The sequence below is a fragment of the Pseudomonas sp. Pseusp18 genome (assembly GCF_059506005.1).
The window spans coordinates 2,658,210-2,673,066 of record NZ_CP169240.1; the positions used below are offsets into that span (position 1 = coordinate 2,658,210).

A 14,857-nucleotide genomic window follows, 5' to 3' on the forward strand; every position below is an offset into this window, starting at 1 on the left:
ATGAAGATTCGCTCACAAATCGGCATGGTCCTGAACCTGGACAAATGCATCGGCTGCCACACTTGCTCGATCACTTGCAAAAATGTCTGGACCAGCCGCGAAGGCATGGAATACGCCTGGTTCAACAACGTTGAAACCAAACCCGGAATCGGTTACCCGAAAGAATGGGAGAACCAGGACAAGTGGAAGGGCGGCTGGATCCGCAATGCCAATGGTTCGATCAACCCGCGTATCGGCGGCAAATTCCGCGTGTTGGCGAACATTTTCGCCAACCCGGACCTGCCGAGCCTGGACGACTACTACGAGCCATTCGACTTCGATTACCAGCACCTGCACACCGCACCGCTGGGCGAGCATCAACCGGTTGCGCGTCCGCGCTCGCTGATCTCCGGCAAGCGCATGGAGAAAATCGAGTGGGGCCCGAACTGGGAAGAAATCCTCGGCACCGAATTCGCCAAGCGTCGCAAGGACAAGAACTTCGACAAGATCCAGGCGGACATCTACGGCGAATACGAAAACACTTTCATGATGTACCTGCCGCGCCTGTGCGAGCACTGCCTCAACCCGGCGTGCGCGGCGTCGTGCCCGAGCGGCGCGATCTACAAGCGTGAAGAAGACGGCATCGTCCTGATCGATCAGGAGAAGTGCCGTGGCTGGCGGATGTGCATCAGCGGCTGCCCGTACAAGAAGATCTACTTCAACTGGAAAAGCGGCAAATCCGAGAAGTGCATTTTCTGCTACCCGCGGATCGAAGCCGGCATGCCGACCGTCTGCGCCGAAACCTGCGTCGGGCGCATCCGTTACCTCGGCGTGTTGTTGTATGACGCCGACCGCATCAGCGAAGTGGCGAGCACCGCCAATGAGCAGGACCTGTACGAAAAACAACTGGAGATCTTCCTCGATCCGAATGACCCGGCGGTGATTCGCCAGGCCCTGGCGGACGGCGTTCCGCAATCGGTGATCGACTCCGCCCAGCGTTCGCCGGTCTACAAAATGGCCGTGGACTGGAAACTCGCACTGCCGTTGCACCCGGAATACCGCACCTTGCCAATGGTCTGGTACGTACCGCCACTGTCGCCGATCCAGAACGCGGCCGAGGCGGGCACCGTCGGCATGAACGGGGTGATCCCTGATGTCGACAGCCTGCGCATTCCGTTGCGCTACCTGGCCAACCTGCTGACCGCCGGCGACGAAAAACCGGTCAAGCGTGCGCTTAAACGCTTGCTGGCGATGCGCGCCTACAAACGTTCCGAGCAAGTCGATGGCGTTCAGGACCTGCAAGTGCTCAAGGATGTCGGCTTGAACGTGACACAGGTCGAGGAGATGTATCGCTACCTGGCGATCGCCAACTACGAAGACCGCTTTGTGGTCCCGAGTGCCCACCGTGAAGACGCCATGAGCGACGCCTTTGCCGAACGTTCGGGTTGCGGCTTCAGCTTCGGCAGCGGCTGCAGCGGCAGCTCCGACACCAATATGTTCGGGGCGAAGAAAGCCAACCGCCGCGACGTTTTGAAAACCGTCCAGTTGTGGGAGGACTGAGCATGCAAATTCTCAAAGTGATTTCGCTGCTGCTCGACTACCCGACCCAAACCTTGATTGCCGGGCGCGACGAGCTGGAGCAGGCGATTATCCAGTCACGGGAAATCAGCCCTAAACAGCGCGGTGCGTTGTTCGAATTGCTGGAGCTGATCTGCGCCAATGACCTGATGGACGGGCAGGAGCACTACGGTGCGCTGTTCGGCCGGGGGCGCTCGCTGTCGCTGCTGCTGTTCGAGCATGTCCATGGCGAATCCCGCGACCGTGGCCAGGCCATGGTCGACATGATGGCGCAATACGAAGCCGCCGGTTTTGCCATCGGTGTCAAGGAGCTGCCGGACTATATCCCGCTGTACCTGGAGTTCCTGTCCACCCGCGAAGACCTCGAGGCCCGCGAGGGCCTGGCGGATGTTTCGCACTTGCTGGCCTTGCTCGCGGCGCGTCTGGAGGAACGTGAAAGCGCCTATGCCAGTTGCTTCCGGGCACTGCTGCAGATTGCCGGGGCCGAGCCCCATCAGGCCGTGGCCAATCTGCGTGAGCAGGTCGCCGCCGAGGTGCGCGACGACTCCCTCGAAGCCCTCGACAAGATCTGGGAAGAGGAGGCCGTGGACTTCCTCAAGGCCGAACAACAGGAGCGCTGCGGCTCACTGCCAAGCGCACCGGGCAAGGCCCGGGAAGAAAGCGCGGTGCCGTTGCACTGGGTGGATTTTCAGCATGAAGGGCCGGCCGCCGTGCCGGCCCAGGAGGTGGGTAATGTCTAAATGGAACCTGTTGTTGTTCGGGATCTATCCCTATGTGGCCCTGATGATTTGCCTGATTGGCAGTTGGGCACGTTTTGACCTGTCGCAGTACACCTGGAAGGCTGGCTCCAGCCAGATGCTCAACCAGAGCGGCATGCGCGTGGCGAGCAACTTGTTTCACATCGGTGTGCTGTTCGTGCTGGCCGGGCATTTTGTCGGCCTGCTGACCCCAGCGTCGGTTTATCACCATGTGATCAGCACTGAGAACAAGCAGTTGCTGGCGATGGTGTCCGGTGGGTTCTTCGGCCTGTTGTGCCTGATCGGCCTGCTGATGCTGGTCAAGCGGCGGCTGACCGATCCTCGGGTACGTGCCACTTCCAGCCCTTCGGATATCCTGATTCTGCTGGTGCTGCTGGCGCAGTTGCTGCTGGGCCTGCTGACGATCGTCGCGTCCACCGGCCACATGGACGGTTCGGTGATGGTGATGCTCGCCAACTGGGCGCAGAACACCGTGCTGTTGCAGCCGATGGAAGCGGCGGCGTCCATTGCACCGGTCGGGCTGACCTACAAGCTGCACGTGTTTCTCGGTCTGACCCTGTTCGTGCTGTTCCCCTTCACCCGTCTCGTGCACATCGTCAGTGCACCGGTCTGGTACCTGGGACGCCGTTATCAAATCGTTCGGCAGAAAATCTGAGGAGGCAATCATGTCAGGTGGATGTGGATGTGGTGGTGGTAACGGTGGCAGCGGTGGCTGCGGCTCTTCGAAACAAGCAGAGGCTGCGGTGCCGGACGTTGTCGACATCGCGCAGTTCGAAGCACTGCCGGTCGAGCCGGCGGTTGCCGAGGAGGCCCCGGCGCAGTTGATCGCCAGCAGCGAGCAGGAGTGGCCGATCATCAGCGTCAACCAGGTGTCGATCACCCCGGAAGCAATGGCCCAGGAGCTGCAATATCATCCGGCCGAGAGCCGCGAGGAAGCGGTATTCCTGGCGGCCCGGGCGCTGGTGATTCGCGAGTTGTTGCAGCAGCGTATTGCCGAGCTCGGCCTGTCGCTGGAGATTGGCCCTGGCGAGAACGCAGAAGAAGCGGCCACGCGCTTGTTGCTTGAGCGCGAGGTAAACGTGCCGCAGTGCGACGAGCAAACCAGTCTGCGCTACTACGAAAACAATCGCGGGCGCTTCCACAGTGCACCGTTATTGGCGGTGCGGCACATCCTGCTCGAATGCGCACCGGACGACGCCGAGGCCCGTGCGCTGGCGCATGTCCAGGCCGAAATCCTGTTGCAGCGGCTGGCGGATTTTCCCGGCAGTTTCGCCGAGCTGGCGGTGAAATATTCGGCCTGCCCGTCGAAGGCTCAAGGCGGTTCTCTGGGGCAGATCAGCAAGGGCCAGACCGTGCCCGAACTGGAACGTCAGCTGTTCACTCTGGCGCCGGGCCTGGCCAGCAAACCGCTGGAAAGTCGCTACGGCTGGCATGTGGTCAGTGTCGATCAGCGGATCGAAGGCATGCCGTTGCCCTATGAAGTGGTGTCGACGGCGATCCGCACGCAGTTGCAGCAAGGCGTCTGGCAAAAAGCGCTGGTGCAGTACCTGCAAACCCTGATCGGAGCGGCGGATATTCGTGGCATCCACTTGCAGGGCGCCGACTCACCGCTGGTGCAGTGAGCATCGAGACAAACCGGGAGATGTGATGAACGCTGTGATGCAGGATGGTTTTGGACGGCAGATCGATTATCTGCGGATGTCGGTGACGGACCGTTGTGATTTTCGTTGTGTGTATTGCATGGCGAAAAACATGACCTTCCTGCCGCGTCAGCAGGTCCTGACGCTGGAGGAATTGCAGCGCCTGGCAACGTTGTTCGTCGGGTTGGGCGTCCGCAAAATCCGCCTCACCGGCGGTGAGCCGCTGATTCGTCCGGGCATTGTCGAACTGTGCCGCAACATCGCCGCATTGCCCGGTTTGCGCGAGCTGGTGATGACCAGCAACGGCTCGCAGCTGGGCCGTCTGGCCCGGCCATTGGCGGAGGCTGGGGTCAAGCGGATGAACATCAGCCTCGATAGCCTCGACGGGCAGAAGTTTCGCGCGATCACCCGCAACGGCGATCTCGATCAGGTGCTGGGTGGCATTGAAGCGGCGCGGGACGCGGGGTTTGAGCGGATCAAGCTCAACTGCGTGGTGATGAAGGGGCGCAACTTCGATGAAGTCCCGGCGTTGGTGCAGTACGCCATCGATCAGCGCATCGACATCAGTTTTATTGAGGAAATGCCCTTGGGTGATGTCGGGCGTTCCCGGGGCGAATCGTTTTGTTCCAGCGATGAGGTCCGGGCGCTGATCGCCAGTGGTCACCGGTTGCTCGACAGCACTGAAAACAGCGGCGGACCGGCGCGCTACGTGCGCCTGGAGCGCCATCCCCATACCCGGATCGGTTTCATTTCACCCAACAGCCATAACTTTTGCGGCACCTGCAACCGGGTGCGGATGACCGTTGAAGGGAAGCTGTTGCTCTGTCTTGGCCAGGAAGACGCGCTGGACTTGCGCGGATTGCTGCGGCGTTATCCGCTGGACGACCAGCCGCTGATCAATGCGGTGCAAAAGGCCTTGCGCGGCAAGCCATTGCGCCACGACTTCAATCCCGAAGGGGAGGTGCAGATTGTGCGGTTCATGAACATGAGTGGCGGTTGAGCAGGTCTGTAAAACACAACACTGTGGCGAGGGAGCTTGCTCCCGCTGGGTTGCGAAGCAACCCTAAATGAGGCACCACGATTATTCAGACAAATCGAGCTTGCAGGATTGCGACTGCTTCGCGGCCGAGCGGGAGCAAGCTCCCTCGCCACAGTGTTCACACCGATTTTTCCTTCACCGCCTTCGGGCGGTTTTTTTCACCGGCAAATCTTGATATCGATCAATTGCAGATCAGCAATTTGTCCGTAGTCTTCACTGCATGTTGTGTTTGTTTGTGTATGAACATCTATATGTAGTATCTGGAGGCCAAATGCAGAGCACACTGATCTCAGTAGGATGTAACCGCTTGCACAAACGCGATGGCAGTCTGGTCGCCTTCGATGCGGACAAGATCCGCCAGGCGTTGATCGCCGCCGGCAAGGCGACAGGGGAGTACACCGAGGTTGAGGCCGAGGGGTTGCTTCAGGCCGTGCTGGCCCGGCTGGAAGGGCTGCCAAGACTTCACGTCGAGCAGATCCAGGATCGGGTCGAACGGGTATTGATGGACGCCGGTTTCTTCTTCGCCATGCGCGCCTACATCGTCTACCGCGAACAGCACGGGCGTTTGCGTCGTGACCGCCGGACCATGGTCGAGGTGGCGACTTCTATGAATGAGTACCTGGACCGTGAAGACTGGCGGGTCCAGGCCAACGCCAATCAGGGTTACTCCCTGGGCGGGCTGGTGTTGAACGTGTCGGGTAAGGTCACCGCCAACTACTGGCTGGACGAGGTGTACAGCGAGGCCATCGGCCAGGCCCACCGCGAGGCGGATTTGCATGTGCACGACCTCGACATGCTCGCCGGTTACTGTGCCGGTTGGTCGCTGCGCACTCTGTTGCACGAGGGGCTCAACGGTGTGCCGGGGCGTGTCGAAGCGGGTCCGCCAAAGCACTTGAGCAGTGCCCTGGGGCAAATGGTGAATTTCCTCGGCACCCTGCAAAACGAATGGGCCGGCGCCCAGGCGTTCAGCTCGTTCGACACCTACCTGGCGCCTTACGTGCGCAAGGACCAGCTGAGTTATCAGGAGGTGCGCCAGGCGATTCAAGAGTTCATCTACAACCTCAATGTGCCGTCACGCTGGGGCACCCAGACGCCGTTCACCAACCTGACCTTCGACTGGGTTTGCCCGCAGGATTTGCGTGAGCAGATACCCGTCATCGGGGGTGAGGAGATGCCGTTTGCCTATGGTGACCTGCAAGTCGAAATGGACCTGCTCAACCGCGCGTACATCGAGGTGATGCAGGCTGGCGACGCGAAAGGGCGAGTGTTCACCTTTCCGATCCCGACCTACAACATCACCCATGACTTTCCATGGGACAGTGAAAACGCCGACCGTCTGTTCGAGATGACGGCGCGGTACGGTTTGCCGTACTTCCAGAACTTCCTCAATTCGGACATGCAGCCCAATCAGGTGCGTTCGATGTGCTGCCGGTTGCAGCTCGATGTGCGCGAGTTGCTCAAACGCGGCGGTGGCTTGTTTGGCTCGGCGGAACAGACCGGATCGCTCGGCGTGGTAACCATCAACTGCGCACGCCTGGGCTATGTGTTCAAGGGCAACACCAGTGGCTTGTTGCGACGCCTGGACACGTTGATGGAGCTGGCGATGGAGAGCCTGGAGGTCAAGCGCAAGGTCATTGCGCACCACATGGATGCCGGTTTGTACCCTTACACCAAGCGCTACCTGGGCACCTTGCGTAACCATTTTTCCACCATCGGCCTCAACGGCCTGCATGAAATGCTGCGCAATTTCACTGGCGACGAGGAGGGCATGCACACCGAACATGGCCGGCAGTTTGCCCTGAATCTGCTGGACCATGTGCGCGCCACCTTGCTGCGTTTCCAGGAAGAAACCGGTCATCTCTACAACCTGGAAGCGACACCGGCAGAAGGCACCACCTACCGCTTCGCCAAGGAAGACCTCAAGCGCTATCCGGACATTCTCCAGGCGGGCAGTGCGCAGGCGCCGTATTACACCAACTCCTCGCAACTGCCCGTGGGCTACACCGAAGACCCCTTCGAGGCCTTGGAACTTCAAGACGAACTGCAATGCAAATACACCGGCGGCACGGTCTTGCACCTGTACATGGCCGAGCGGATTTCCTCGACCCAGGCCTGCAAGCAACTGGTGCGCAAGGCCCTTGGACGTTTCCGCCTGCCGTACCTGACCGTGACCCCGACTTTCTCCATCTGCCCGGTGCACGGCTACCTCGATGGCGAGCATGAGTTCTGCCCCAAATGCGACGAAGTTCTGCTGCTGCAAGAGCAGAAAACCGGCGCTGTTCATTGATCTCGATCCACTCAACTGCAAGGAGCTTCACCATGACTGCATCGCAACCACTGCCCCAGGCTCAACGTCAACGCTGCGAAATCTGGACCCGCGTGATGGGCTATCACCGTCCTGTGTCAGCATTCAATCCGGGTAAACAGTCGGAGCACCGCGAGCGGGTGCACTTCACTGAAAGCGCGGCACTGGCCGGGCGCCAATGAGTCGAATGCTTCGGGTCGGGGGCATGGTGCCCCTGACCACTATCGACTATCCGGGACAGCTCGCCTGCGTGCTGTTTTGCCAGGGTTGCGCCTGGCGTTGTCGTTACTGTCATAACCCGCAGCTGATTCCGCCTCGCGGCAGTGAGGAAGTGGATTGGCGGCGGGTGTTGGCGTTTCTGCAACGTCGTCAGGACCTGCTCGATGCCGTGGTGTTCAGCGGCGGTGAGCCGACCTTGCAAGACGGCTTGCTCGGCGCCATGGATGAAGTGCGGGACATGGGATTTCGCATCGGCTTGCACAGCGCCGGCATCAAGCCTGCCGCCTTCGCCAAGGCACTCACGGGCGCGGATTGGGTCGGTTTCGACGTCAAGGCGTTGCCCGAAGATTGCCTGGCCATTACCCGGGTCGAGGGCAGTGGAACGGCTAACTGGCGCAGCCTTGAGCATCTGCTGGCCAGTGGTGTGGACTACGAATGTCGCACCACCGTGCATTGGCATCTGTTCGAGCCGGCGCGTCTGCTGATCCTGGCAAAACGCTTGAGTGCGCTCGGCGTCAAACGCTTCGCCGTGCAACTGGTCCGCACCGAGCGGATGTTCGATCCGCTACTGCCAAGCATTTCGGCGCAAGCCTTGTCGCCAGAGTTGTGGGAGGCCATGCGCGAGTTGTTCCCAGCCTTCGTGCTGCGGGGGTAACGGGGGCTGGGGAAACTCAAGCCCAGCCCCAGAACTGCAACCACCAGCCAAACCCGATCAGGCCGTTGGCGAGGAACAGGCAAACGCCACCCGACACGCGCCGAGCCAGGGGAATACCTTCGTGTTTCAGCCGTTTCCAACCCAGTAGCAGGCTCCACCCGATGGCGGCCAATAGCAGACAGGCCCTGGCGGGCTGTACCCACTCCAGCAGCAGACCTTCATAACGCAGTAATTTGACGGTGGTGGCCGACAGCCCGAGAAACAGTCCGGCACCACCCAAAGGCGTGAGTGTCAGCGCCAGAGGCCAATACAGGGCGCGATCTCGCGCCAGTCGAGCCGTCAGTCGCAGGAGCAGCATCAACGCTGTGCCGAGCATGATCGAACTCAAACTCAAGTAAGCGACAATGCTGAAGCCGTCGAGCCAACTGAAGCTGTCGTTGAGTTGCGGGTAATGGGTGAGCAGCCACCAGGGGGCGTTGTCCTGCAATGCCCAGAGCTGGTCGCGTTCGACCAGCCACTGGGCCAGGTGTTGTTTGAGGGCGACAAACCATGGGCTGACCGTCCACTGAAACGCGCCCATGGCCAAGCCGATCACGCCGAACAGCAGCAAGCGTGTATCCCAAGGAGACAACGTCTGCGCGGTTGCGTGAAGAATCTCCTGATTGCTGGAGCGGGCGATCAGCTGCACGGCGCCGCGTTGCCCGCTGCAGCGTCCGCAGGCGTGGCAATCACTGGCGCCTTGCAGGCGGCGGATATCGAGCAGGGGAGCGCAGTTGGGTGGTGGCAGGCGTGGTGCGGCATTCTCTATCCAGCGTTGCTCATCGACCTGAAAGTGCACGGGGGCCAGCCTTGCGAGCAGGGCGAAAACTCCGCTGACCGGGCACAGGTAACGGCACCAGACCCGCTTGCCCCGGGCGAACAACAACCCGATGATGACCGCTGCGACGGTCGAACCACCCAGAATCAACAGTGCGGCCTGGGCGTAGTCATAGACGCTGATCAATTGGCCGTAGAGGGTCGTCAGGCAGAACGCCAATGTGGGCCAGCCGCCCCAACGCAACCAACGCGGCACACCCAGGCCTTTGCCGTAATGGCTGGCCCATTCGCTGAGCGAACCTTCCGGGCACAGAACGCCACACCAGAGTCGACCGAAGAGCACCATCGACAGCAACACGAACGGCCACCAGATCCCCCAGAATAAAAACTGCGCGAGCAAGGTCAGGTTGTCGAGTATCCGTGCCTGGCTGTCCGGCAGCGGCAACAGCGCCGGGGTCACCAACAGCACCGCGTAAAACAGTACGACAGCCCACTGCAGCGCACGGATGACGGACGCATGGCGCCGCATCCCGTCACCCAGGCGCTGGAGCCATCGATTACGCCGGCTCAGGTCAGGCATGGGACTTTCTCCGCAGTCCGTTGGCGTAGCCAGGCGCTGACGGCCAGCCAGTAACCGACCCATACCAGTAAGGTCATGCCGCTGGGCGTTGCGCGATAACCGGCAAAGCCGGCCAAAAAGCCACCCAATCCATGGCTGTCGCTCAGCCACGCGCTGCTGTCCCAAAGCGATTCGCCTACGAGGCTGTAAACCACGTCCGGCACATCCAGGGCGAGCAGTTGGCCGCCGATTCGCTCGGTGCCGCTGATCAGCAACCCTGCGCCGAGCATGAGCAAGATGACTTCACTGATGGCAAAGAATCGTTGCCATGAAATGAAGCGGCGACTGCTGTGCAGCAACGTAACGGTCAGCGCGGACAGCACCAGCCCCAACACGCCGCCGACGGCAAACAAACCGAGCTGCGGACCTCGTAACCGGGCGCCGGCGCCATAGAGAAATACCACCGTTTCGCTGCCTTCGCGGCTGATCGCGAGCATGGCCAGCAGTAATAGACCTGCGCCTCCTTGTCGAGCCAGGTGGCTATCGGCGTGCCGTCGCAAATCGTGGTTGAGGGTGCGCCCGTGACGGTGCATCCAGCCGACCATTTGCACCATTAACAGGCTGGCAACCAGCGCGAGTGCGGCCTGGAACCATTCACTGGCCGACCCGCTCATGGCCTCACCGGCAAACAGAATCAACACCGCCAGCAGGCCCGAGAGCATCAACCCCAGCACCACACCCGCCCACAGGTATTTGACCAAGCGATGACGTTGGCCTTGTTGGCTGGCCCAGGCCTGGAGAATGCCGATCACCAGCAACGCCTCGACACTTTCGCGCCAGACGATGAACATTGATTGATTCATGGAAGCTCCGTGCGCTAACAGGTTATTTCGCGAGGATGCCGCCCTCGGGCAACTGCGGATTGAACTCGTCGAAAAAGGGATAGTGGCCGGGCCTGAGCGGGTGAATGACGACGAAGGTTGTCACGCCCGGCGACAGTACTTTTTCAACCCGCAATGGCGTGCTCTCGAACTCGGCCGGACCTTGGCCGACGTTTTTCAGCACGATTTTGAAGCGCTGTCCGGCCGGGACTTCAAGCAAGGCAGGGGAGAAGTGGCCATCGCGCAGGGTCAGCTCGTAGCTCGGCAACTCGGCATGCGCCGTCAACGGCGCAACTGTTCCGGCCACGATCAGCCAGGCAAGATGCAGGCGCTTCATTCAATAGCCGCCTTTTTTACCGATGCCGGCGTAGATGAACTCGTAGTGCAGTTCGCAGCGTTCGAACCAGGGCGCCACACCGGTTTCCTTATCGGTATGACGCCCGAGGGAGCCGTGACCGGTGGGTGGTAGCACGGTGAACGTCAGCCGATATTTTCCCGGCCCCAGCAGCTTCACATTGTCGCCATAGTGCGGACCGTCATTGGCGACCATGGCATGGAAGTCGCCCTTGATTTCGTCCGGGTTACCCGCTCTGCTCAAGTTGAACGAGACATTGAGGTAAGGCACGAAACTGCCTTCCTGAAAGCCCTGTCGATTGTCCGCCGTAGCCCGAATGTCGGCTTCCAGGTGAATATCAGAATCGACAGTAGCGCGCATCATGCCAGCCGGGGCCATCTCGATCGGTTGCAGATACACCGCCCCGACTTCCAGCCCCTGACACAACTGTGGTTCCCCGATCGGGTATTCCTTTGCGTGAGCCAGCGGTACGAGCAAGAGCAGGGCGAGTGAGAGGTGGGTACGCATAATGTCTTCCTGAGCACTGACGAGTAGGAACCCGAGTCTAGGAAGCTTTGCTGCGAACAATAATGATTGTTATCAAGTTTTGATCAATTAAACCGTTAGAAGCTTAGCTCCAGGATCGCGATAGGGAGGGCAGTCGCTCGATGTCGATTCTTGATATCCATCAAGGATGGTTTTGCACAAAGGCTGTAGGTTGGAAGGACATCTCTCAATGATCGGAGATCGAAATGGCCAAGAACTTCCCCGTCAACCCCAAGCACCCCGAACGGATCTGTTGGGGATGCGACCGGTATTGTCCGGCCAAGTCCCTGGCATGCGGCAATGGCTCCGACCGTACGATGCATCCGGCCGAGATGTTCGGAGAAGATTGGTATTTGTCTGGAGACTGGGGCATCGAGCCCCTCATCGTCACGGACAAGACAGCGGATGATGGCGTCTAGTGCATGCCAAAGCTCGCAGATTAAAAAATCAGGGAAATATCTGGATGCCTCTCCGGATATTTCCCTGTTGCTCAATGTTTGGAATTGCTATCGATAAACTTCTCGTAATACATCTGGAACTGCTCGATCTTCTGATCGTTGAACCAGGTTTTAATCGCGTCGACCATGGGCGGAGGACCGCACAGGTAGATGTCGAATGGGTTGGCGTCGAACGACTGACGGTCGAAGTGGTCAGGAATCCATCCGGTTTTACCTTGCCAATCCACGGAGGGTTTCGAAACCACAAGGTGATAGTCGAAGTCGGCGATGCGGTCGCGATAATCAGCCAGGCGTTGAGTTTCGCACAGGTCATTGTCCTGCGTGACGCCATAGAACAGCTGGATCGGGTGCCCGCAGCCACCTTTTTCTGCAATGTTATCAAGCATCCCGAGGAAGGCCGACAGGCCGGTTCCTCCTGCCACCAGTACGAGAGGCTTGGTCACCTGACGTAGATAAAAGCTCCCCAATGGGGCCTCGAGCTCGAGTGTTTGACCAGGGCGGCAATGCTCACGGATGAAGTTGCTCATCACGCCATCAGGCAGGAGCCTGATGAGAAACTGCAATTGGTTGGTGGGATTGGGGCGGTTGGCGAATGAGTAGGAGCGCCACTCACTGGTGCCCGGTACATGCAGTCGAGCGTATTGCCCCGGCAGAAAGTCCAGTTGCTGCTGGTGGGAACTAGCGTCCAGATGGAGGATCGCCGTGGTGGCCGAAACCTGTTCTACACCGGTGATCACCGTTTGCAGTAACCGGGTTGCGCCAGCGTTGCAAAGGCTCGAATCGAAGTCGAAATAGAACGACGCATCCGATTGCACGCGGGTCTGGCAAGAGAGCATTTTGCGTTGCGCCAGATCCTGCTCGGAAAGGGCCTCTTCATCGACGTAGTCTTGAGTGAATTGGCCTGATTCGCAGCGACCCTGGCAAGTGCCACAGACACCTTCGCGACAGTCCAGCGGGATGTTCACGCCATTGCGTAGCGCGGCGTCGAGCAGCAGTTCGTTGGGTTTGACCTCGAAGAACGAGGTCTTGCCATCTGCGAAGCTGAAAGCGACTTTATGGTTCATGACAGCGTGCCCCACAGTTCACAGGTGATAGAAATCAAGCACTGAGTTGATCGTGTCGTTGAGCAGCACGATGTGCTTGCGAGTGATCTTCCAGCTGTCAGCGTCCGCTTTGAGGTGGTAGGTCACATGGCCGTAGAACTGCTCGGACAGCCCTTGCCGGGTGTAGAGCGTGACCCAGGCGGCCTTGACTTCAAGCAAGCCGTTATCGATCTCCTTGATTCGCACATTGCTGATTTGATGCAAGGTGCGCGGCATCGGGTTTGAAGCTGCCGACTTGCCTGTGCGCAGACGAAATACCCGGTCTTCCAGGCCGGAGCGGTTCGAGTAATAAATCAGCGACATGCCGCGCTTGGGATCGGTGGTGTACACATGCTCCGACTCCCATTGCGGCAGGTGGAACTCGCTCTGTTCATCAAACAGGGCGATGTAGGCGTCCCAATCCTGCTGATCACACAGCTCGGCTTTGCGGTAGAGGAATTGTTCGATGGAATGTTGTAGTGCGCTCATTTCACACCTCCTTCAACTTCAGGGCTTTTTGTGCCAGACCTTGCAGAAGGAAGCGCTGCCAGGATCCGTGCTGATTGATGTAGAGCCCCTCATGCGTGAACTCGGTGCCGGTCAGTACCGGATTGATGCCCAAAACCTCGCTGTTCGGGGTGGGGCCTTCGACCCATTTTTCATTGCCGCGGGATACTTCGTTCCAGCGCTCGAGGCGAGCCTGGAATCCGCGCTGGGCCTCGCGAAATTCCACCAGGTCGTCAGGAGTGCCCATGCCTGAAACGTTGAAGAAGTCCTCGAACTGGCGAATCCGGTTTTCCCGATCCGCGTCGGACTCACCCTTGACGCCGATGCACTGGCTGGTGATCTCGGTCTTGTTCCAGGCCACCGGGCGCACGATACGCAGCTGCGAGCTGATCTGATCCATGAAGAACAGGCTTGGGTAGATGTTGAGATTGCGTAAGCGATGCATCATCCATTCGGCTTGTTGCTGGCCGTACTCCTTCACCAGACGCGGCATCACGCTGGCATAACCGGCGCGTACAGTCGGGTTGGGCATGTCGCTGAACAAGAGGCTGTGGCCATTTTTGAACGAGAACCAGCCGTCGTCGGTTTCGGCATCGCCGGCGCCCAACTTGCTGTAGTCCAGCGTGTCGGAACCGCCGCCCTTGGCCGCATTGACTTGCTGGCGATGCTGCACCGTGGAGACGTAGTTGTAGTGCACGGTGCTGACGTGATAACCATCCAGGCCGTTTTCGTGCTGCAGTTTCCAGTTGCCGTCATAGCTATAGGTCGACTTGCCGGGCAGTACTTCCAGTTCGCCGGTCGGAGACTGCGCGACCATCATGTCGAAGAACACTTTGGCATCGCCGAGGTAGTCCTCCAGCGAGTCGCTGCCATTGACGTCCAGGCTGATAAAGACGAAGCCCTTGTAGCTCTCGATCCGGGCCTTCTTCAGGCCGCGTGTTGCTTTATCGAAACCCTCCGGGTATTCACCTGGGGCCTTGACCTTGACCAGGCGGCCGTCACTTTTGTAACACCAGGCGTGGAACGGACAGGTAAAGGTAGATTGGTTGCCTTTGCTGACGCGAGTCAGGGTCGCGCCCCGGTGCTGGCAAGCGTTGATCAGCGCGTGGAGCTGATTGCTCCCATCGCGGGTGATGATCATCGGCTGACGACCTGCGCGCATCGTCAGGAAATCATTGGGATTGGCGATTTCGCTCTCGTGGCAGGCGTATATCCAGTTCTTCTCGAAGATCAGTTCCATCTCCAGGTCGAACAGTTCCGGCTCTGTGAACATGTCACGGGCGACGCGGTAAATACCTTCGGCCGGCCGAAAATTCAGGCAACCCTGAATGTAATCTTGCCACTGCGCAATGCTTCTAGAGCTGTTCATCAGGTACACCCTTTTTGTAGTTTTAGGCACGACCCGATTGAAAGCCTTTCTGTGCGGTGCATCTATCCGGATTCGAGGCGATATCTATCCGTTTCTGAGGGGGCGGGGGGCGCTTTCCGTGAGGGCTATCAG

16 protein-coding genes are annotated in these 14,857 nt (G+C 59.5%); 9 read left to right on the plus strand and 7 right to left on the minus strand.

Annotated features, from left to right (window positions below; genetic code table 11):
• The 8 genes from narH (at position 1) to ACEN9A_RS12115 (ending at position 8,173) form a co-directional block, all read left to right on the plus strand.
• Entirely contained in the window at positions 1-1,539 is a 1,539-nt protein-coding gene (narH, locus tag ACEN9A_RS12080) for a nitrate reductase subunit beta (RefSeq protein ID WP_019649058.1), read from the plus strand.
• A 2-nt stretch (positions 1,540-1,541) separates the two neighbouring features.
• Positions 1,542-2,297, plus strand: a complete 756-nt coding sequence (narJ, locus tag ACEN9A_RS12085; protein ID WP_019649057.1) for a nitrate reductase molybdenum cofactor assembly chaperone — start codon at positions 1,542-1,544, stop codon at positions 2,295-2,297.
• Positions 2,290-2,970, plus strand: a complete 681-nt coding sequence (narI, locus tag ACEN9A_RS12090) for a respiratory nitrate reductase subunit gamma (protein WP_258673707.1) — start codon at positions 2,290-2,292, stop codon at positions 2,968-2,970. The genes narJ and narI overlap by 8 nt, the downstream gene beginning before the upstream one ends.
• 10 nt (positions 2,971-2,980) lie before the next feature.
• Positions 2,981-3,937 (plus strand): peptidylprolyl isomerase, encoded by a 957-nt coding sequence (locus ACEN9A_RS12095; RefSeq protein ID WP_258673708.1) that lies wholly within the window; start codon positions 2,981-2,983, stop codon positions 3,935-3,937.
• A gap of 25 nt (positions 3,938-3,962) precedes the next feature.
• The gene (gene moaA / locus ACEN9A_RS12100) at positions 3,963-4,955 is read left to right on the plus strand and encodes a GTP 3',8-cyclase MoaA (protein ID WP_258673709.1); all 993 of its coding nucleotides are present in this window, start codon (positions 3,963-3,965) and stop codon (positions 4,953-4,955) included.
• Between the two features lie 310 nt (positions 4,956-5,265).
• Positions 5,266-7,281 carry a ribonucleoside triphosphate reductase gene (locus ACEN9A_RS12105; RefSeq protein WP_258673710.1) on the plus strand — a complete coding sequence of 672 codons (2,016 nt, stop codon included), beginning with the start codon at positions 5,266-5,268 and terminating at the stop codon, positions 7,279-7,281.
• Positions 7,282-7,313: 32 nt separating this feature from the next.
• A complete protein-coding gene (nrdD, locus tag ACEN9A_RS12110; RefSeq protein WP_258673711.1) occupies positions 7,314-7,481 on the plus strand; it encodes an anaerobic ribonucleoside-triphosphate reductase in 168 nt (55 codons plus the stop codon).
• Positions 7,478-8,173, plus strand: coding sequence for an anaerobic ribonucleoside-triphosphate reductase activating protein (locus ACEN9A_RS12115; protein ID WP_258673713.1), 696 nt, complete (start codon positions 7,478-7,480; stop codon positions 8,171-8,173). Before nrdD ends, ACEN9A_RS12115 begins: the two co-directional genes overlap by 4 nt.
• 16 nt (positions 8,174-8,189) lie before the next feature.
• On the opposite strand, the gene ACEN9A_RS12120 is transcribed toward ACEN9A_RS12115, so the two are convergent.
• Genes ACEN9A_RS12120 through ACEN9A_RS12135 form a run of 4 tightly spaced genes read right to left on the minus strand, consistent with a single transcriptional unit; the run spans position 8,190 to position 11,291 of the window.
• Entirely contained in the window at positions 8,190-9,569 is a 1,380-nt protein-coding gene (locus tag ACEN9A_RS12120) for a 4Fe-4S binding protein (protein WP_258673718.1), read from the minus strand.
• Positions 9,557-10,411, minus strand: a complete 855-nt coding sequence (locus ACEN9A_RS12125) for an FTR1 family iron permease (protein WP_258673719.1) — start codon at positions 10,409-10,411, stop codon at positions 9,557-9,559. Before ACEN9A_RS12125 ends, ACEN9A_RS12120 begins: the two co-directional genes overlap by 13 nt.
• A 22-nt stretch (positions 10,412-10,433) precedes the next feature.
• A complete protein-coding gene (locus tag ACEN9A_RS12130) occupies positions 10,434-10,766 on the minus strand; it encodes a cupredoxin domain-containing protein (protein ID WP_258673720.1) in 333 nt (110 codons plus the stop codon).
• The gene (locus ACEN9A_RS12135) at positions 10,767-11,291 is read right to left on the minus strand and encodes an iron transporter (RefSeq protein WP_019649048.1); all 525 of its coding nucleotides are present in this window, start codon (positions 11,289-11,291) and stop codon (positions 10,767-10,769) included.
• Between the two features lie 224 nt (positions 11,292-11,515).
• Between ACEN9A_RS12135 and ACEN9A_RS12140 the strand changes: the two genes are divergently transcribed.
• Complete coding sequence (locus ACEN9A_RS12140) at positions 11,516-11,728, plus strand: DUF3079 domain-containing protein (RefSeq protein ID WP_018927823.1); 213 nt, start codon at positions 11,516-11,518, stop codon at positions 11,726-11,728.
• A gap of 71 nt (positions 11,729-11,799) precedes the next feature.
• Here the strand turns inward: ACEN9A_RS12140 and antC are convergent, their stop codons facing one another.
• From antC to antA, 3 genes are read right to left on the minus strand one after another with little or no spacing between them, the layout of a single operon-like run.
• Complete coding sequence (gene antC, locus ACEN9A_RS12145; RefSeq protein WP_019649047.1) at positions 11,800-12,831, minus strand: anthranilate 1,2-dioxygenase electron transfer component AntC; 1,032 nt, start codon at positions 12,829-12,831, stop codon at positions 11,800-11,802.
• Between the two features lie 18 nt (positions 12,832-12,849).
• Complete coding sequence (gene antB, locus ACEN9A_RS12150; RefSeq protein ID WP_064617270.1) at positions 12,850-13,338, minus strand: anthranilate 1,2-dioxygenase small subunit; 489 nt, start codon at positions 13,336-13,338, stop codon at positions 12,850-12,852.
• Between the two features lies 1 nt (position 13,339).
• The gene (gene antA, locus ACEN9A_RS12155; RefSeq protein WP_258673730.1) at positions 13,340-14,725 is read right to left on the minus strand and encodes an anthranilate 1,2-dioxygenase large subunit; all 1,386 of its coding nucleotides are present in this window, start codon (positions 14,723-14,725) and stop codon (positions 13,340-13,342) included.
• Positions 14,726-14,857: the final 132 nt, after the last annotated feature.